The organism is Pseudomonas sp. GW821-FHT09A09, assembly GCF_059418405.1.
On sequence record NZ_JBWKPU010000024.1, the window covers coordinates 54,118 to 71,478 of the forward strand.

At 63.1% G+C, this 17,361-nt stretch carries 16 protein-coding genes; 11 read left to right on the plus strand and 5 right to left on the minus strand.

Going from position 1 to position 17,361, the window contains the following annotated elements; translation table 11 throughout:
- Nucleotides 1–11: 11 nt before the first annotated feature.
- Nucleotides 12–1,178: an MFS transporter gene (locus AC07OV_RS20345; protein ID WP_495092851.1), complete on the minus strand. Its 1,167-nt coding sequence runs from the start codon at nucleotides 1,176–1,178 to the stop codon at nucleotides 12–14.
- Nucleotides 1,179–1,192: 14 nt separating this feature from the next.
- Entirely contained in the window at nucleotides 1,193–1,519 is a 327-nt protein-coding gene (locus AC07OV_RS20350; protein WP_176994783.1) for an ArsR/SmtB family transcription factor, read from the minus strand.
- Between the two features lie 154 nt (nucleotides 1,520–1,673).
- Here AC07OV_RS20350 and AC07OV_RS20355 point away from each other — a divergent pair, with 154 nt between their 5' ends.
- The gene (locus AC07OV_RS20355) at nucleotides 1,674–2,258 is read left to right on the plus strand and encodes an acyl carrier protein phosphodiesterase (protein WP_495092852.1); all 585 of its coding nucleotides are present in this window, start codon (nucleotides 1,674–1,676) and stop codon (nucleotides 2,256–2,258) included.
- Between the two features lie 91 nt (nucleotides 2,259–2,349).
- Here the strand turns inward: AC07OV_RS20355 and AC07OV_RS20360 are convergent, their stop codons facing one another.
- Both AC07OV_RS20360 and olsB read right to left on the minus strand, forming a co-directional pair.
- Entirely contained in the window at nucleotides 2,350–3,141 is a 792-nt protein-coding gene (locus tag AC07OV_RS20360) for a lysophospholipid acyltransferase family protein (RefSeq protein WP_176994785.1), read from the minus strand.
- Nucleotides 3,141–3,896 (minus strand): L-ornithine N(alpha)-acyltransferase, encoded by a 756-nt coding sequence (gene olsB, locus AC07OV_RS20365; RefSeq protein ID WP_495092853.1) that lies wholly within the window; start codon nucleotides 3,894–3,896, stop codon nucleotides 3,141–3,143. The genes AC07OV_RS20360 and olsB overlap by 1 nt, the downstream gene beginning before the upstream one ends.
- 1,064 nt (nucleotides 3,897–4,960) lie before the next feature.
- Between olsB and AC07OV_RS20370 the strand changes: the two genes are divergently transcribed.
- The 8 genes from AC07OV_RS20370 (at nucleotide 4,961) to AC07OV_RS20405 (ending at nucleotide 13,334) form a co-directional block, all read left to right on the plus strand.
- Nucleotides 4,961–6,040 carry a serine hydrolase domain-containing protein gene (locus tag AC07OV_RS20370; RefSeq protein ID WP_495092854.1) on the plus strand — a complete coding sequence of 360 codons (1,080 nt, stop codon included), beginning with the start codon at nucleotides 4,961–4,963 and terminating at the stop codon, nucleotides 6,038–6,040.
- Nucleotides 6,037–6,351 carry an amidase gene (locus AC07OV_RS20375; protein ID WP_495092855.1) on the plus strand — a complete coding sequence of 105 codons (315 nt, stop codon included), beginning with the start codon at nucleotides 6,037–6,039 and terminating at the stop codon, nucleotides 6,349–6,351. The genes AC07OV_RS20370 and AC07OV_RS20375 overlap by 4 nt, the downstream gene beginning before the upstream one ends.
- A gap of 244 nt (nucleotides 6,352–6,595) precedes the next feature.
- The gene (locus AC07OV_RS20380) at nucleotides 6,596–7,771 is read left to right on the plus strand and encodes a M20 aminoacylase family protein (protein ID WP_176999244.1); all 1,176 of its coding nucleotides are present in this window, start codon (nucleotides 6,596–6,598) and stop codon (nucleotides 7,769–7,771) included.
- Nucleotides 7,772–7,833: 62 nt separating this feature from the next.
- Entirely contained in the window at nucleotides 7,834–9,144 is a 1,311-nt protein-coding gene (locus tag AC07OV_RS20385; protein WP_494997642.1) for a citrate-proton symporter, read from the plus strand.
- Nucleotides 9,141–10,583 (plus strand): amidase, encoded by a 1,443-nt coding sequence (locus AC07OV_RS20390; protein ID WP_495092856.1) that lies wholly within the window; start codon nucleotides 9,141–9,143, stop codon nucleotides 10,581–10,583. The genes AC07OV_RS20385 and AC07OV_RS20390 overlap by 4 nt, the downstream gene beginning before the upstream one ends.
- Before the next feature lie 64 nt (nucleotides 10,584–10,647).
- Nucleotides 10,648–11,406, plus strand: coding sequence for an IclR family transcriptional regulator (locus tag AC07OV_RS20395; RefSeq protein WP_259171755.1), 759 nt, complete (start codon nucleotides 10,648–10,650; stop codon nucleotides 11,404–11,406).
- Nucleotides 11,407–11,596: 190 nt separating this feature from the next.
- Entirely contained in the window at nucleotides 11,597–12,175 is a 579-nt protein-coding gene (locus AC07OV_RS20400; RefSeq protein WP_494997644.1) for a YceI family protein, read from the plus strand.
- Between the two features lies 1 nt (nucleotide 12,176).
- Nucleotides 12,177–13,334, plus strand: coding sequence for a phospholipase D-like domain-containing protein (locus AC07OV_RS20405; protein ID WP_494997645.1), 1,158 nt, complete (start codon nucleotides 12,177–12,179; stop codon nucleotides 13,332–13,334).
- A gap of 147 nt (nucleotides 13,335–13,481) precedes the next feature.
- Here AC07OV_RS20405 and bglX read toward each other — a convergent pair whose 3' ends face one another.
- Complete coding sequence (gene bglX / locus AC07OV_RS20410) at nucleotides 13,482–15,773, minus strand: beta-glucosidase BglX (protein WP_495092857.1); 2,292 nt, start codon at nucleotides 15,771–15,773, stop codon at nucleotides 13,482–13,484.
- Nucleotides 15,774–16,017: 244 nt separating this feature from the next.
- On the opposite strand from bglX, the gene AC07OV_RS20415 reads away from it, so the two are divergent.
- The gene (locus AC07OV_RS20415; RefSeq protein ID WP_176999237.1) at nucleotides 16,018–16,626 is read left to right on the plus strand and encodes a LemA family protein; all 609 of its coding nucleotides are present in this window, start codon (nucleotides 16,018–16,020) and stop codon (nucleotides 16,624–16,626) included.
- A complete protein-coding gene (locus AC07OV_RS20420; protein ID WP_495092858.1) occupies nucleotides 16,626–17,357 on the plus strand; it encodes a TPM domain-containing protein in 732 nt (243 codons plus the stop codon). Before AC07OV_RS20415 ends, AC07OV_RS20420 begins: the two co-directional genes overlap by 1 nt.
- Nucleotides 17,358–17,361: the final 4 nt, after the last annotated feature.

A 17,361-nucleotide genomic window follows, 5' to 3' on the forward strand; every position in this document is an offset into this window, starting at 1 on the left:
AAGTGGATTGATCAGTGGGTCGCAGGGGCCAGGTCGGCATCGCCGTTCTGACGGAAGGTAATCAGGGTCACCAGCAGCGCGAGGATCGCCAGGGCTGCCGCGGCCAAGGGCACGCTGGTCAGGCCGAAACCGTGGGCGATCACCGTGCCGCCGACCCAGGCGCCGAGGGCGTTGCCGATGTTGAACGCGCCGATGTTCAGGGTGGACACCAGGTTCGGTGCCGCCTTGCCGAAGGTCACCACGTTGATTTGCAGCGCCGGTACGGCGGCAAACGAAGCGGCAGCCCACAGGAACAGGGTGATTTCAGTCGGGATCACCGCAACGCTGGTCCAGGTCAACAGCGTGGAGACCACCGCCATGCTGGCGAACACGCCAATCAGGGTGGCTGCCAGGCGTTTGTCCGCCAGCTTGCCGCCGATGATGTTGCCCACGGTGAGGCCCAGGCCGATCAGCAACAGGGTCCAGGTCACGCCTTTTGGCGACACGCCGGTCACATCGCCCAGCAGCGGCGCGACGTAGGTGAAGAGGGTGAACATCGACGCGGAGAACAGCGCGGTCATGGTCAGCGACAACCAGATACCGGCGCCCTTGAGGGCTTTGAGTTCGGCGCGCATGTCGAGTTTTTCTTCGTCACGCTTGGCCGGCAGGAAGCGGATAAGGCCGATCAGTGCCACGACGCCAATCACGGTCACGGCCCAGAAGGTCGAACGCCAGCCGGCTTCCTGGCCCAGCGCGGTACCCAGTGGCACGCCCAGCACGTTGGCCAGGGTCAAACCGGTGAACATCAAGGCCACGGCCGAAGCCCGCTTGTTGGCCGGCACCAGGTTGGCCGCTACCACAGAACCAATCCCAAAGAACGCACCGTGGCACAGCGCGGTGACCACACGGGCAAACATCAGCACGTTGTAGTCACTGGCCAGGGCGCAGAGCAGGTTGCCGATAATGAAGATCCCCATCAACGCTACCAGAGCGGCCTTGCGTGGCAGCTTGGCGGTGGCCAGTGCCATGAAGGGCGCACCGATGGCCACGCCGAGGGCGTAGCCGGTGACCAGCCAGCCGGCGCCAGGGATCGAGACGCCCAGGTCCGTCGCCACATCGGGCAGCAGGCCCATGATGACGAACTCGGTGGTGCCGATGGCGAAGGCGCTCAGGGCCAGTATGAGTAGCGAGAGGGGCATTATCGTTTCCTTGGTTACAGCGGTTCGCTGATATCGGGGGTTAGCTCAGTGATGAGCGCATCGAGGAACGCGCGGATGGTGTCCTCGTTGCGTTTGAAAAAATTCCACTGTCCGGCCTTCTGGCTGCTGATCAGACCCGCCCGTTGCAACGTGGCCAGGTGGGCCGACACGGTCGACTGGGACAGGCCGCAGCGCTGGTCGATCTGCCCGGCGCAGATGCCGTATTCGTGGTTGTGCACTTGCTCGGGGAATTGCACTTTCGGGTCTTTCAGCCAGTTGAGGATGTCTCGCCGTACTGGGTGCGCCAGGGCTTTTATTATTTCGTCGAGGTCGATGGACATGGCAGGTGCTCGGTGTCGTGCAGCGTTATATCGCGATGAGGCGAACTTTAAATCGTTATATCTCGATATACCAATATGAATTTGATCTGAGTCCAGCTCAAATCGGTATATCGGGTTATAACGATACGTTGATGGCAGTGTTAGACTGCGCACCATGAATTATCTCGCACATCTGCACCTGGGCGGCCAACTTCCTGCGCAACTGCTGGGGAGTTTGTATGGCGACTTCGTCAAAGGCCGTCTGCACGGCCAGTTCAGCCCGCAAATCGAAGCGTCGATTGCGCTGCACCGCAGCATCGACCGTTTCACCGACAGCCATCCGTTGGTAGGGGAGGCGCTGTCGCGTTTCACCCTGACCCGCAAGCGCTACGCCGGGATCGTCCTCGATGTGTTTTTCGACCACTGCCTGGCGCGGGATTGGGCGTTTTACGCCGACCAGCCGCTGGAGCATTTCACGTCGCAGGTGTACCGCGTGCTGGCGGCCGAGCCGCAATTGCCAGGGCGATTGGCGCAGATTGCACCGTGGATGGCGGCGGATGATTGGTTGGGGTCGTATCGCGAGTTTGCGGTGATGGAGCAGGTGTTGCGCGGGATTTCGCGGCGGCTGTCACAGCCGGGGGAATTGGGGTTTGCGATGCAGGAGTTGCGCGAGCTCTACGAGCCGCTGAGTGAAGACTTCCGGATCTTCTATCCCGAATTGCAGGCCTTTGCACAAAATCAACTGACCACCGAGATCTAAATGTGGGAGCTGGCTTGCCTGCGATGGCGTCGGTGAATTCAACACCGCCATCGCAGGCAAGCCAGCTCCCACATGTTTAACCGTGCCCGCTTTAAGCCGCGAATGCCGGTCGAACCGCGATCTGCTCTGCTTCCGGCACCGGCCCAAACAACGCCTTCTGCACCGCCTGCTGCGCCTGGAACGCCAGCGCTGCACGCTCCTGCCCGGCACAGGCAATTGGCTTGAGCACATGGATTTCCACATCGCCCTGATCATTGGCAAACAGTCGCATCAAGTGCGATAGCAAATCATCATCGCCAATAAACGGAGCCAACGAATCCACCTGCCCATCACGCAGATACCGGATCGCCACCGGTTGCAGCGACACGTCTGCATCGATGGCACTGGCCAGCAAGCGCCCGTGGAAGGTGCGCAGGCTGCGTCCGTCGGTGGTGGTGCCTTCGGGGAACATCAGCAACGGGTGCTGTTGCTCCAGATGGCGGGTCATCTGCTTGCGGATCAACTGGCTGTCGCCCGAACCGCGGCGGATAAACAAGCTGCCCGCCTTGGCCGCCAACCAGCCGGCCACCGGCCAGGTGCGCACTTCGGCCTTGGACAGGAACGACATCGGCGTGACCATCCCCAGCAACGGGATGTCGGTCCAGGACACGTGATTGCTCACCCACAGCATCGGGGTTTGTGGCAACTCACCGTGCACCGTCACGCGAAAGGGCAGGGCGTTGGTCAGCCGTGCCATGAAAAACCGCGACCAACGCTGGCGACGCACCATCGAGTTGGCAATGCCCAAACGCTCGAACACACCAAACACACTGGCCATGCTCAAGCCCAGCGCCACCACCAGCAGCACGCGGGCAATGCGCCCGTACACCCGCAGGCGGCTCATCACATTGCAGCCTTGAAGTGACGGGCATAGCGGGGGCACAACTCGTCGCGCTTGAGCAGGATGAACACGTCGGCCACCTGAAAATCTTCATCCCAGCACGGCTCGCCGCAGATCTTCGCGCCCAGGCGCATGTAGGCCTTGAGCAAGGGCGGCATCTCGGCGATCACGTTGGACGGCAGATCCAGTGCCGGCAGTGGCTTCTTCGGTTCGGCGCGCAGGTGTTCGTTGCACAGGTAGCGTTCGCGCAGGCGCTGCATGATCGCGTGGGCCTGGATGCCGCCGTCGTGCATCGGGATGCTCGCGCAGCCCATCAGGTAGCTGTAGCCGCCCTGGTTCAGCACCTCGGCCAACTCGCCCCACAACACCGCGATGGTGCCGCCGTTGCGGTAAGCCGGGTCGACGCAAGTACGGCCGATTTCGAGGATCGGGCCTTGCAGGTGTAGCAGGCCATGCAGGCTGAATTCTTCTTCGCTGTAGAAACGACCCAGGGTGCTGGCCGCCTGGTGGTCGAGCAAACGGGTGGTCGCCACCAAGCGGCCGGTGTTCAAGTCCCGCACGCCGATGTGGCTGCAGTGAACATCATAGTCATCCATGTCCAGACCCTGTTCCGCACCTTTCAGCTTGGCGTTGAACTCGCCGCTGAACACGTTGAAACGCAAGGCCTGGGCTTCCTGCAAAGCCTTGGCGCCAATCAGGCGTTCGGCTTGCAGACGGCGTTCATTGCCGGTGTCGCTGATGCGGGCGATCTGAGTCATGGCGAATCTCCGAGTGCCAGCCACTTTCGGCCGGTCGACTTGTTTGTCCAAACTCAGGCTATGTAGGCTCGGTGTCATCTCCATGAAGTTCCGGTGACGGTTGGATGACAGGGGGTTTATCCGTTATTTCGGTGATGGCTACTTAGGGTTCCGCCCTTACGGCGGGTCACTTTTGGAAAAGAGCCCGGAATGCCGGCCCAGCCAAAAGTAACCAAAAGGGCTCTTGCCCCAACACTCGGCACCTCGCCCAGGCTCGGTGTGCCCGTAATCCGACAGTGATTTGGGGGGCCGCCGCCACGCGCCATCCATGGCGCGGGGCGGCTAAACCGGCATCCCTGCCGGTTTACCCCCCAAATCCCTGCCGAATTCCGGCCAGCGTGTTTGACGGGGCGCCTAAGATCAAAGTCAAAAGCAAAAGCACAGCGGCCTGACAGCCGGCTTGAGTGGTGTAGAGCAAGAGCAAAGGCCAACGCGGTCCACTGTAGGAGCCGGCTTGCCGGCGATGGTCGTCAACGATGACACTAAAAACCAGGCAGAATCCGGTGCCCTCATTGTGGGAGCTGGCTTGCCTGCGATGGCATCAACCGGGTATGCCTGATTCACCGAGGTGTCTGCATCGCCGGCAAGCCAGCTCCTACACGTATCTGCCTTTGATCTAACCACTCAGGTCGGCTACCAGGCCGCCGTGCTCTTGCTGTTGATCTTGATTTTGATCTTAGGCGCCCCGTCAAACACGCTGGCCGAACGCAGGCTTGAATCCGTGGGTAACCCGGCAGGACGCCGGGTTAGCCGTCCTGGGCCATGGATGGCCCATGACGGCGGCCCACGGATTCAAGCCGGAGTGAGGGCACACCGAGCCTAAGCGAGGTGCCGAGTGTTGGGGCAAGAGCCCTTTTGGCTGGGCCGGCATTCCGGGCTCTTTTCCAAAAGTGACCCGCCGTAAGGGCGGAACCCATATCAGCCATCACCCATATAACGGATATGCCCCCAACCCCCCGGTCACAAAACCGTCATCCCCCTCATCTAGCCTCGCGACCACGAATGCCCCCCGTGAGTCCGTATCCATGTTCAGAGGCCTGCTATCCGTCGCCCTCCTGCTAGTCACCGTCACCGTTACCGCCCACGCCGAAACCTGGCCAGACAAGGACTGGGCCAAGGGCACGCCGCTCGCAGGTCCCGCCGTCGATGCCCTGAATGCCTACGCTTTCCCCCCTCGTGACGACAACACCCGCAAGGGCATCCGCACCGACGCGCTGTTGGTGATCCGCGACGGCGAAGTCATCTACGAACGCTACGCAGCGCCCACCACCGTCAGCACGCCGCACCTGACCTGGTCCGTCAGCAAGAGCCTGATGGCGACTGTATTGGGCGTGGCCTACGGCGAAAATCGCTTCAAACTGACCGACCCCGCCGCACGCTTTTACCCGCCGATGAAGCAGCATCCCAAAGTCACCATGGCCGACTTGCTGCACTGGGCGTCGGGCCTGGACTGGCAGGAAGACTATGAATTCGCCCCGCTGAAATCCTCGGTGGTGGCGATGCTTTACACCCGCGGCCGCGCCGACATGGCCGACTTCGCCGCCGATACGGACGCCGCCAGCGCGCCCGGCCAGGTGTTCCGCTATTCCAGCGGTGACACCAACATCCTGTCCGCCACGCTTAAAGGCATGCTCGGCCACAAGGCGTATATGAGCTACCCGTGGGACGCGCTGTTCAAACCATTGGGCATTCGTAGCGCCACCTGGGAAACTGATGCCGACGAGACGTTCGTGGCCTCGTCCTACGCCTACCTCACCGCCCGCGACCTGGCCCGCGTCGGCCTGCTGATGGCGCGCGATGGTCGCTGGGGCGAGCAGCAATTGCTGCCCAAGGACTGGGTCGCCTTCAATCGCCAACCCTTCACCAATTACCGGGCGGGCCAGGATGAGGCCGTGCCGGGTGGCCATTGGTGGCTCAATAAAGGTGCGCCGCGGCCTTGGCCGGATGCTCCCGGTGACACGCTCGCTGCCCTCGGCCACTGGGGACAGGCGCTGTACGTGATGCCCGCCGAACACTTGGTGATCGTGCGCTACGGCGATGACCGCGACGGCAGCTACCGCCACAACGACCTGCTCAAGCACGTGCTCGCGGCGGTGCAACCATGATCCGTCGCCGGCCGTTTACCAGTGTGTTTCTGTTGCTGTTGCTCGCTTTGCTGGGCTGGATCTGGCACGAGCGCGTCAACCTGCAAGCCTTCCCGGACATCATCGCGGCGTACACGGCCAAGGAGTACTGCTCGTGCCGCTATGTCGAGAACAACCCGGCTGACTATTGCCGGGGCTACGTGAAGCAATACGTGCCCACCAGCGCGTTCAGCGACAACCCCGAGCGCAGCGAAGTCACCGCCAGCGGGCTGGGCCGCACCCACACCGCCCGCTGGCTCGGCGACCGCCACGGCTGCCGCCTGACGCCCTGACCCACCCCCCATCCCCTTGTGGGAGCGGGCTTGCCCGCGATGAGGCCAGGTCAGACGCTGCATGCGGTGACTGATCCACCGCCATCGCGGGCAAGCCCGCTCCCACAGGGTTCGCTGACCAACAGTAAAACCCTGAGGTTCCACAGGGTGGAACCACCTTTGATTGTCCTCCTGCGCACATCGCGGTTAGCTGGCGGTGTGCAGCAAACAAGAACGGGAATACCCGCCTGTGAGGAGAATCACCATGCGCCCACACCAGCACATCCTGGATTGGCTCAGCGACGTCGCCGGCGACTTGCACGCCGTGCGCCACGACATCCACGCCCATCCTGAACTCGGCTTTGAAGAGAATCGCACCAGCGCACTGGTCGCCCGATCCTTAAAGGAATGGGGCTACGAAGTGCACACCGGTATCGGCAAGACCGGTGTGGTCGGGGTACTGCGCAATGGCAGCAGCCCACGCACCCTGGGCATTCGTGCCGACATGGACGCCTTGCCCATCATCGAAAACACCGGCGCGGCCTACACCAGCCAACACGCCGGTTGCATGCACGCCTGCGGCCACGACGGCCACACCACCATGCTGCTCGGTGCCGCCCGCTACCTGGCGGCCACGCGGCAGTTCGACGGCACGTTGAACCTGATCTTCCAGCCCGCCGAAGAAGGCCAGGGCGGTGCCGAAGCCATGCTCGCCGACGGCTTGCTGGAGCGCTTCCCCTGTGACGGACTGTTCGGCATGCACAACATGCCGGGGCTGCCCGCGGGGCATCTGGGCTTGCGCGTCGGGCCGATGATGGCCTCCCAGGATTTGCTCACCGTGACCCTCGAAGGCGTCGGCGGCCACGGTTCCATGCCGCACCTCACGGTGGACCCGCTGGTGGCGGCCGCGAGCATGGTCATGGCGTTGCAGACGGTAGTGGCGCGCAACATCGACACCCAGGAAGCCGCCGTGGTTACCGTCGGTGCCCTGCAGGCGGGCCAGGCCGCCAACGTGATTCCGCAGCAAGCGTTGTTGCGTTTGAGCCTGCGCGCACTCAACCCGACGATCCGCGAGCAGATGCTGGAGCGCGTGTTCGCCATCATCCACACCCAGGCCGCCAGCTTCGGCTGCACCGTGCAGATCGAGCATCGCCCGGCCTACCCGGTGCTGGTCAACCACCCCGAAGAAACCGAGTTCGCGCGCCAGGTCGGCGTTGCCTTGCTCGGCGCCGACGCGGTGGACGGCCACACCCGCACGCTGATGGGCAGTGAAGACTTTGCCTGGATGCTGCAACGCTGCCCCGGCAGTTACCTGTTTATCGGCAACGGCGTGTCGCGGCCGATGGTGCATAACCCCGCCTATGACTTTAACGACGACATCCTGCTGACCGGCGCCGCCTACTGGGGCGCGCTGGCCGAGAGCTGGCTCAAGCCTGCCTGACGCCCCTCACTTTTTTCTGCCGCTGGACCCTTTCCCACGTTCGGTTGAATGGAGTGTTCCTCATGCAGACTTCACACACAGGCGTCTCCCGCACCCGCCAGGTCGTGGCGGCCGTGATCGGCAATGCGCTGGAATGGTATGACTTCATCGTTTATGGCTTTCTGGCCAGCATCATCGCCCGGCAGTTTTTCCCCTCGGACGATGAGTACGCGTCGCTGTTGATGGCCCTGGCCACCTTTGGCGTGGGCTTTTTCATGCGCCCGGTGGGCGGCATCCTGCTGGGCATCTACGCCGACCGCAAAGGCCGCAAGGCCGCGATGCAGTTGATTATCCGGCTGATGACGGTGTCCATCGCGTTGATCGCCTTTGCACCTAACTACGCCGCCATCGGCATGGGCGCGCCGCTGTTGATCGTGGTGGCGCGCATGCTGCAAGGCTTTGCCACCGGCGGTGAGTACGCCAGCGCCACAGCGTTTCTGGTGGAAAGTGCACCGGCCCATCGCAAGGGCTTGTATGGCTCCTGGCAATTGGTGGGGCAGTGCCTGGCGGTGTTTGGCGGCGCGGCCATGGTGGCAGCGGTTACGCACTTCTTCTCGCCGGCAACGCTTGACCTGTGGGGCTGGCGCCTGCCGTTCGTGTTCGGCTTGCTGATCGGCCCAGTGGGGCTGTGGATTCGCCGGCACATGGAAGACCCGGAGGCATTCATCGAAGCCCGCAAGCAAGCCACCGGCCCCGCGCCGAGCCTGATGCAGGTGGTGCGCGAACACCGGCGCAGCATTCTCGTGTCGATGGGCCTGGCCTGTGGCGCAACGGTGTCGTTCTACGTAGTGCTGGTGAACATGCCGACCTTCGCCCACAAGAACCTCGGCCTGCCGCTGGACCAGGTGTTGATGGTGCAGATGTTCGCGGTGGCGCTGATGACCGTGGTGATCCCGCTGTCGGGCCTGGCTTCCGATCGCTTTGGACGGCGGCCGGTGTTGATGGCGTTCACCTTGGCGTTTTTTGTGATGGTCTACCCGCTGTATGTGTGGGTGGCCGCCGCGCCATCCATCGAGCGCTTGCTGGTGATGCAGGTGCTGCTGTGCACGGCCATTGGCGGGTTCTTCGGCCCCGCGCCGACCGCGCTGGCCGAGCAGTTCCCCATCGAAGTGCGCTCGACGGGCGTGTCGGTGGCCTATAACGTGGCGGTCATGGTGTTTGGCGGGTTTGCACCGCTGATCGTCACCTGGTTGAGCAAGGTGCTGGGCACGCCGGTGGCGCCAGCCTTCTATGTGTTGTTCGCGTGCGTGCTCACGCTGCTGGGCACTTACTGTATGCAGGAAGCACCGCGGGCCAAGCAGCCGCAGCCGTTTTCCAAAGAGGTGAAGCCTTGAGTATTGTCGATTGGGATGCCACGCAGCTGTCGCAGGCGATCCATGCGCGGCAGGTGTCGTGTGAAGACGTGATGCAGGCGTATCTGGCGCAGATCCAACGCTTCAACCCGGGCGTGAATGCGCTGGTGTCGCTGCGCGATGCCGATGAGGTACTGGCCGAAGCCCGGGCCTGTGACAGTGAGTTGGATCAGGGCCAGTCACGCGGCTGGATGCACGGCATGCCCCAGGCGATCAAGGACCTGGCGGCCACCAAAGGTTTGCGTACCACCTTGGGCTCGCCGCTGTTCGCCGAGCAGGTGCCGAGCGAAGACGCCATCAGCGTGGCGCGGGTGCGGGCCAGTGGCGCGATCATCATCGGCAAGACCAACGTGCCGGAATTCGGCCTGGGCTCGCACACCTACAACAGCCTGTTTGGCACCACCGGCAACGCCTATGACCCGCGCTTGAGCGCCGGTGGCAGCAGCGGCGGGGCGGCGGTCGCGTTGGCGTTGCGCATGCTGCCGGTGGCCGATGGCAGCGACATGATGGGCTCGTTGCGCAATCCGGCTGCATTCAACAACGTGTTCGGCCTGCGCCCGTCCCAAGGGCGCGTGCCCCACGGGCCGATGCCGGAACTGTTCGTGCAGCAACTGGGCACCGAAGGCCCGATGGGGCGCAGCGTGACGGATGTGGCGCGGCTGCTGAGCATCCAGGCGGGTTACGACCCACGGGTGCCGCTGTCCTCCAAGGACGACGCCACTGTGCTGGGCCAGCCGTTGCAGCGTGACTTCAAGGGTGCGCGCCTGGGCTGGCTGGGGGATTACAACGGCTACCTGCCGATGGATGACGGCGTGATGAGCCTGTGCGAATCGGCCCTCGGCGACTTCACCGCGCTGGGCTGTGAAGTTGAAAGCTGCCAACCGGATTTTTCCCTGGCGCGCCTGTGGCGCAGCTGGTTGGTGCATCGCCACTGGCTGGTGCACGGCAACCTCGGCGCGGCCTACGCCAACCCGCAAAAACGCGCGCTGCTCAAACCTGAGGCGCAGTGGGAAGTGGAGGGCGGCCAGGGCTTGAGTGCCCAGCAGGTGTACCAGGCGTCGGTGGACCGCAGCGAGTGGTATCGCGCCCTGGCCAAGCTGTTCGAGCGTTACGATTTCCTGCTATTGCCCACCGCCCAAGTGTTCCCTTTCGATGCACAACAGCCCTGGCCACGCCTCGTCGGTGGGCGCGAAATGGACACCTACCACCGCTGGATGGAAGTGGTGATCGGCCCCACCCTGGCCGGCTTGCCCAGCATGAGCGTGCCGGTGGGCTTCAACCCTCAAGGCTTGCCCATGGGCGTGCAAATCATTGGCCCGGCCCAGGCGGACCGGGCGGTGTTGCAACTGGCTTACGCCCATGAACAGCTGACGCAATGGGTGCAGCGTCGCCCGCCGACCTGCCTTGAGTCGACGTGTTGAGGCACGACCGGGCCTGTATCTTGCTGTGAACAATGATCATCCACCGGCATCAGGGAGATCGAACATGGAGACAGGCACGGTACGCTCGGTTGAACGCGCACTGGCAATCGTCGAGCTGCTGGGCGAACACCAGGCCCTGGGGCTGGAGGAACTGCACTACCTCACGCGCCTGCCCAAGGCCACGGTGTCGCGCATGTTGCTGACCTTGCAGGACCAGGGCTGGGTCTACCGCGGCTTGAGCGACCGGCGCTATCGCCTGCGTGCCCAACGCCTGTTCGGTGACAGCCAGCAGCGCTTCAAGCGCCAGGTGGTGGAAAGTGCTGCGCCGTGGCTGCTGGAACTCAGCGAACGCACCGGGCTGGTGGTGGATTTGTCATGCTTTGATGGTGAGCGTCTGGAGGTCATGGAAAGCGCGATTCCCGGCGTGCTGCGCAAGCTGTATCCCAACAATTGCCAGATCGTCGGCCAGCACGCCAGCCTGTTTCATTCGGCCATGGGCAAGGCGTGCCTCACGCAATTGCCGGCCGAGGAAGTGCAGCGCCTGGCAGGCCGTGACCATGTGGCGGCGCACGAGCAATACGATGCCTGCGAGAGAACCCAGCACCAGGGTTTCGGCCAGCGCACCGAAGGCTATTGGGAATACCCGGTGCGCCTGCCGTTCCTGATCCGCGCCGTAGCCTTGCCGGTACAAGCCAACGGCCGCCTGGTAGGCAGCATGGCGCTGCATTGGCCGATGCACCAGGCGCCGGTGGAGCGCGTGTTGAACCTGCACATGGCCAGTCTGGAGCAGACCGTGCGGGAAGTGCAGCGCGCATTGGCCTGACAGTCACCGCCTCCTCACTGAGGGAATGGTGGTTTATGTGGGACCCGGGCTTGCCCGCGATGCAGGCAACTCGGTCTGTCAGTGATACCCAGTCGATGCCATCGCAGGCAAGCCAGCTCCCACATTGGGTTTGCGTCGCTTGTGACATGCGCTTAAGGTTCGTTCAGGTTTTTCGTCCCACGAGTCTTCAATGTCAATCAAACCCCTGGCCTTCGCCCTGCTGGCCGCCGCTGCTGCGCCTGCCCAGGCCGACTGGTACCTGGATAACGAATCGTCACGCCTGTCGTTCGTCACCACCAAGAACACCGAAATCGCCGAAGTGCAGCGCTTCCTGGTGCTGCACGGCAAGGTCGACAGCAAAGGTGCTGCGCAATTGGAAGTCGAGTTGGAGTCGGTCAACAGCGGCGTTCCATTGCGCGACGAGCGCATGCGCAATCAACTGTTCGACATCAAGACATTCCCCGACGCGCTGATCAACGCGCAGATCAACCTGCAGCCGATCAATGATTTGGCGCCCGGCGCACAACTGGAGTTGCGCCTGCCGTTGGCCGTGACCCTGCACGGCAAGACCCAGACCTACAACGCCGAGCTGCTGGCCACGCGCCTGGATGACCGACGTTTCCAGGTGGTGACCCTGGAACCGCTGGTGGTGCATGCCGAGGACTTTGACCTGGTGCCAGGCGTGGCGGCGTTGCGCCAGGCCGCTGGGCTCGAGTCGATCAGCCTGTCGGTGCCGGTGGGTGCGGTACTGATTTTCACGGCGCGCTGACATGAGCGGCGCAGTGTTCCCCTGGCGCAGCGCCAACCGTTTCGAGTTGTTGATCGACGGGCCACAGTTCTTTCCGCAGATGCTGGTGGGCATTGCCCGGGCCGAGCGCCAAGTCGATCTGGAGTTGTACCTGGTGGAAGCCGGCGCCTGCGCCGACGCCATGGTCAGCGCCCTGGTGCAGGCCGCTGAACGCGGTGTGCGCGTGCGTTGCCTGTTTGATGATTACGGCAGTCTGGCCTTTACCCTCGGCTTGCGAAAACGCCTGACCGACGCCGGTGTGGAGCTGCGCTTTTACAACCGCCTGAGCTGGCGTCGCTGGATGCGCAACCTGTACCGCGACCATCGCAAGGTGTTGCTGATCGATCAGGACGTCACGTTTGTCGGTGGCACTGGCGTCACCGATGAGTTCTGGACACCGGGGCAAGACCCCGCCGACTGGCATGAAGTGATGGTGCAGATCAGCGGCCCGCTGGTGATGGATTGGCAGGCGTTGTTCGACCGTCAATGGCATGCCAACGCGGCCCGCCGTGAGTGGAAACCTGCCACCCATTTTGGTTTGCCACGGTTGCCCAAACTGCCGGCGACCGGGCCAGGTCTGGGCCGTGTTGCCTATGCCGACGCCCGCCAGCATCGCGACATCCTGCAATCGTTGATTCGCGCCCTGAACAGCAGCCAGACCCGTATCTGGCTGGCCACGCCGTACTTCCTGCCCACCTGGAGCGTGCGCCGGGCCCTGCGCCGTGCGGCCGGGCGCGGGGTGGATGTGCGTTTGTTGCTCACCGGCCCGCGCACCGATCACCCGTCCGTGCGCTACGCCGGGCATCGCTATTACCCGCGCCTGCTGCGCTCGGGCGTGCAGATCTTTGAATACCAGCCGTGCTTCCTGCACCTGAAGATGGTGCTGGTGGACGATTGGGTCAGCGTGGGCTCGTGCAACTTCGATCACTGGAACCTGCGTTTTAACCTGGATGCCAACCTGGAAGCGCTGGACCCGGAATTGACGCTGGCCGTGGCGGGCAGTTTCGAGCGGGATTTCGAGCAGAGCCAGGCGGTGAGCCTGGAGGCGTGGAAGGCGCGACCGTTATGGCGGCGGGTGAAGCAGCGGGTGTGGGGGTGGATTGACCGGTTGGTGGTCAATTTGCTCGACCGACGCGGCTAAGAAGCACACCGCAAAACAAATGTGGGAGCGGGCTTCTGTGGGAGCCGGGCTTGCCCGCGATGCAGGCACCTCGGTGTGTCAGTCATACCGAGGTGATGCCATCGCAGGCAAGCCAGCTCCCACACAAGCCGGATTTACAGCCTTGGGTTACAGCAGTTCGAAGGTCTGCTGCTGCACATCCTGGGAATCCAGCCCGATCTGCACATTGAACTCGCCCGGTTCTGCCGCGTACTTGAGCTGGGTGTTGTAGAACTTCAAGTCGTCCTCGGTGATGGTGAAGTGCAACGTGCGTTCTTCACCGGCCTTGAGCATGACTTTCTGGAAGTTCTTCAGCTCCTTGATCGGGCGGATCATCGAGCCCGCCACGTCCTGGATGTACAACTGCACCACGGTTTCGCCATCCACCTTGCCGGTGTTCTTGACGGTGACGCTGGCGTCGAGCTTGCCGGTCTTGTTCAGGGTGGTGGACGACAGCGCCATGTCCGACAGGCTGAAGCGGGTGTAGCTCAGGCCATAACCGAACGGAAACAGCGGCCCGGTGATGTCATCGAAGTACTGCGAGGTGTAGTTGCCCGGCTTGCCAGGGGTGAACGGGCGGCCGATGGTCAGGTGGTTGTAGTAGGTCGGAATCTGCCCCACCGAACGTGGGAAGGTGATCGGCAGCTTGCCCGACGGGTTGTAGTCACCGAACAGCACGTCGGCGATGGCGTTGCCGCCTTCGGTGCCGGCGAACCAGGTTTCCAGGATCGCGTCGGCCTGTTGGTTCTCTTCCAGGATCGACAGCGGACGGCCGTTCATCAGCACCAGCACCAATGGCTTGCCGGTGGCCTTCAGGGCCTTGATCAGGTCGCGCTGGCTTTGCGGGATGTTCAGGTCGGTGCGGCTGGACGACTCGTGGGACATGCCACGGGACTCACCCACGGCCGCCACGACCACGTCGGCGTTTTTGGCCGCCTTGACCGCTTCGTCGATCAACGCTTGCGGCGAGCGAGGGTCATCCACCACTTCCGGGGTGTCGAAGTTGAGGAAGTTGAGGTAGTCGACCACGGCCTTGTCATTGGTGATGTTGGCACCGCGTGCATACACCAGCTTGCCTTTGCCTGCGAGGGCGTCGGTCATGCCTTTGAGCAGGGTCACCGATTGTGCCGGGCGGCCGGCAGCGGCCCAACTGCCCATGATGTCGATCGGGGCATCGGCCAGCGGGCCGACCAGCGCGACGGTCGCGGACTTCTTCAGCGGCAGGGCGTCGTTCTGGTTTTTCAGCAGCACCAGGCTGCGGCGCGCGATATCACGGGCATCGGCGCGGTGCAGTCGGTCCTCGGAATAGGTATCGGCCGGGTCATCTTCGGCCTTGCCGATGCGCAGGTACGGGTCCTTGAACAGGCCCATGTCGTACTTGGCAGCGAGCACCTCACGCACGGCGTTGTCGATGTCGCTCTGTTCGATTTCACCGGACTTGAGCAAGCCGGGCAGTTCCTTGCCGTACAGCGAGTCGTTCATGCTCATGTCGATGCCGGCCTTGATCGCTAGCTTCGCGGCTTCGCGCCCGTCCTTGGCCACGCCGTGCTTGATCAGCTCGACGATTGCGCCATGGTCACTCACGGCCAGGCCCTTGAAGCCCCAGTCCTTGCGCAGCAGGTCATTCATCAGCCAGGTGTTGGCGGTGGCGGGCACGCCGTTGATCGAGTTCAACGCCACCATTACGCCGCCGGAGCCGGCCTTGATTGCCGCGTGGTACGGCGGCAGGTAGTCCTGGTACATCTTGACCGGGCTCATGTCGACCATGTTGTAGTCGCGACCGCCCTCCACCGCGCCGTACAGGGCGAAGTGCTTGACGCTGGCCATGATGCTGTCGGCGTTGGCCGGGCCGACACCCTGGAAGGCCTTGACCATCACTTCGGCAATGCGTGAAACGAGGTAGGTGTCTTCACCAAAACCTTCGGAGGTGCGGCCCCAGCGCGGGTCGCGGGAGATATCGACCATCGGCGCAAAGGTGATGTCGAGGCTGTCGGCGGCGGCTTCCTGGGCAGCAATGCGCCCGGAGCGGCCGATGGCGTCCATGTCCCAGCTGGAGGCGAGCGCCAGGCTGATCGGGAAAATGGTGCGGTGGCCGTGGATCACGTCGTAGGCGAAGAACATCGGGATCTTCAACCGGCTGCGCATGGCCGCGTCCTGCATCGGACGGTTTTCCGGGCGAGTGATAGAGTTGAACGTGCCGCCGATGCGACCGGCGGCGATTTCCTTGCGGATCATCTCGCGGGGCATCTCGGGGCCGATGCTGATCAGGCGTAATTGGCCTATCTTTTCATCGAGGGTCATCTGCTTGAGCAGGTCGTTGACGAACGCGTCCTTGTCCTTTGGCGCGGCGGACCCTGTTTCGGCCCAGGCGGGGTGGCAGGCCAACGTGGCCACAAGGCCGAGCAAACACAGCTTCTTCATGAATATCCTTTCGTGGCGTACTGCGCAGCGACAAAAGGAACGCTGCTCGGCCAAAGTGTTTGGAACATATGTTGTTGTTCGAGTGTTATGTCAGACGAATGCAGCACACATCTGAACTCTGATTCGCGCAGGGCATCTTTTTAGCTGATTGGGTCGATGCATGCCAGTCGTGGTGGCGGATTATGCCCCAGGCGCACGATGTACAGGGTTATCAAATTTCACAGCAATGGTTGCGGAGAGACTTATGTCAGTTATTCAAGGATATCGCTGGGGCTTCAAGGCGGCGGCGATGCTGCTGATCGGTGCGGTGTTGAGCGGTTGCGGCATCAACAAGATCCCCACACTCGACGAACAGGCCAAGGCGGCCTGGGCCCAGGTGCAGAACCAGTACCAACGGCGTGCCGACCTGATTCCCAACCTGGTGGAAGTGGTGAAGGGCTACGCGGCCCATGAACAGGACACCCTCACCGCTGTGATCGAGGCGCGGGCCAAGGCCACGTCAATTCAGGTGGACGCCGGCACCCTGGACAACCCCGAGAAACTCAAGCAGTTCCAGCAAGCCCAGGATGGCCTGAGCGGTGCACTCAACCGGTTGATGGTGGTGTCCGAGCGCTACCCGGACCTCAAGGCCAACCAGAACTTCCTCGCCTTGCAATCGCAGCTTGAAGGCACCGAAAACCGGATTGCCGTGGCCCGTCGCGACTTTATCCAGGCGGTGCAGGCCTACAACACTGAAATCCGCACCTTCCCGGGCCGCCTGTGGCACAGCGTGATGTACAGCGACTTGCCGATCCGCGCCAACTTCGAAGCCACCAGCGCCGATGCTGATAAAGCGCCGCAAGTGAAGTTCTGATGGGCGCACGGGGCTGGTTGTTCGCCGCCGTGCTGCTGTGCGGTCAGGTGATGGCGGCTGACACCCCGGTGTCGGTCGAGGCCTTGATCGCCGAGCAGTTTGCCCAGCTGGACGGTCGCATCGTCGACCGCGCCGGCCTGCTCGACGTCGCCAGTACGGCGGCGCTCAAGCGCACGCTGGATAGCCACGAGCAGCAGACCGGCGAGCAGATTGTGGTGGTCACCCTGGACAGCCTGCACGGCAACACCCTGGAAGACTTCGGCTATCAGCTGGGGCGGCACTGGGGCGTGGGCGAAAAGGGCAAGAACAGCGGCGCGTTGTTGATCGTGGTGCCCAAGGCTCATCAGGTGCGGATCGAAGTGGGTTATGGCCTGGAAGATCGCCTGACCGATGCCCAGAGTTCAGTGATCATCAATCAGGTGATCATTCCCCCGTTCAAGCAGAACCGCTTTGCCCAGGGGATCACGGCAGGCGTGAACGCCATGGTCCAGGTGCTGGGCGGTAAGCCGGTGCACGCCAAGGCCACACACAAAAACTGGGTGGGGTGGATCTTCGGGTTGGCCGGCCTGTTTGTGCTGGTGATCGGTTTTGTGGTGATCAAGTACGGACGCCGGACCACGCCCTCCGACGATGACGATGACGCCCCGCGCCCAGGCGACAGCGACAAGCGCTCCGATTCTGGCGGTGGCGGCGGCAGCTTCGGTGGCGCAGGGGCGACCGGCAATTGGTAGTCAG

What these genes read in the sequence shown, in the direction of transcription:
- AC07OV_RS20345 (WP_495092851.1), bottom strand. Translation starts at nt 1,178, where the DNA reads ATGCCCCTCTCGCTACTCATACTGGCCCTGAGCGCCTTCGCCATCGGC.
- AC07OV_RS20350 (WP_176994783.1), bottom strand. Translation starts at nt 1,519, where the DNA reads ATGTCCATCGACCTCGACGAAATAATAAAAGCCCTGGCGCACCCAGTA.
- AC07OV_RS20355 (WP_495092852.1), top strand. Translation starts at nt 1,674, where the DNA reads ATGAATTATCTCGCACATCTGCACCTGGGCGGCCAACTTCCTGCGCAA.
- AC07OV_RS20360 (WP_176994785.1), bottom strand. Translation starts at nt 3,141, where the DNA reads ATGAGCCGCCTGCGGGTGTACGGGCGCATTGCCCGCGTGCTGCTGGTG.
- olsB (WP_495092853.1), bottom strand. Translation starts at nt 3,896, where the DNA reads ATGACTCAGATCGCCCGCATCAGCGACACCGGCAATGAACGCCGTCTG.
- AC07OV_RS20370 (WP_495092854.1), top strand. Translation starts at nt 4,961, where the DNA reads ATGTTCAGAGGCCTGCTATCCGTCGCCCTCCTGCTAGTCACCGTCACC.
- AC07OV_RS20375 (WP_495092855.1), top strand. Translation starts at nt 6,037, where the DNA reads ATGATCCGTCGCCGGCCGTTTACCAGTGTGTTTCTGTTGCTGTTGCTC.
- AC07OV_RS20380 (WP_176999244.1), top strand. Translation starts at nt 6,596, where the DNA reads ATGCGCCCACACCAGCACATCCTGGATTGGCTCAGCGACGTCGCCGGC.
- AC07OV_RS20385 (WP_494997642.1), top strand. Translation starts at nt 7,834, where the DNA reads ATGCAGACTTCACACACAGGCGTCTCCCGCACCCGCCAGGTCGTGGCG.
- AC07OV_RS20395 (WP_259171755.1), top strand. Translation starts at nt 10,648, where the DNA reads ATGGAGACAGGCACGGTACGCTCGGTTGAACGCGCACTGGCAATCGTC.
- AC07OV_RS20400 (WP_494997644.1), top strand. Translation starts at nt 11,597, where the DNA reads ATGTCAATCAAACCCCTGGCCTTCGCCCTGCTGGCCGCCGCTGCTGCG.
- AC07OV_RS20405 (WP_494997645.1), top strand. Translation starts at nt 12,177, where the DNA reads ATGAGCGGCGCAGTGTTCCCCTGGCGCAGCGCCAACCGTTTCGAGTTG.
- bglX (WP_495092857.1), bottom strand. Translation starts at nt 15,773, where the DNA reads ATGAAGAAGCTGTGTTTGCTCGGCCTTGTGGCCACGTTGGCCTGCCAC.
- AC07OV_RS20415 (WP_176999237.1), top strand. Translation starts at nt 16,018, where the DNA reads ATGTCAGTTATTCAAGGATATCGCTGGGGCTTCAAGGCGGCGGCGATG.
- AC07OV_RS20420 (WP_495092858.1), top strand. Translation starts at nt 16,626, where the DNA reads ATGGGCGCACGGGGCTGGTTGTTCGCCGCCGTGCTGCTGTGCGGTCAG.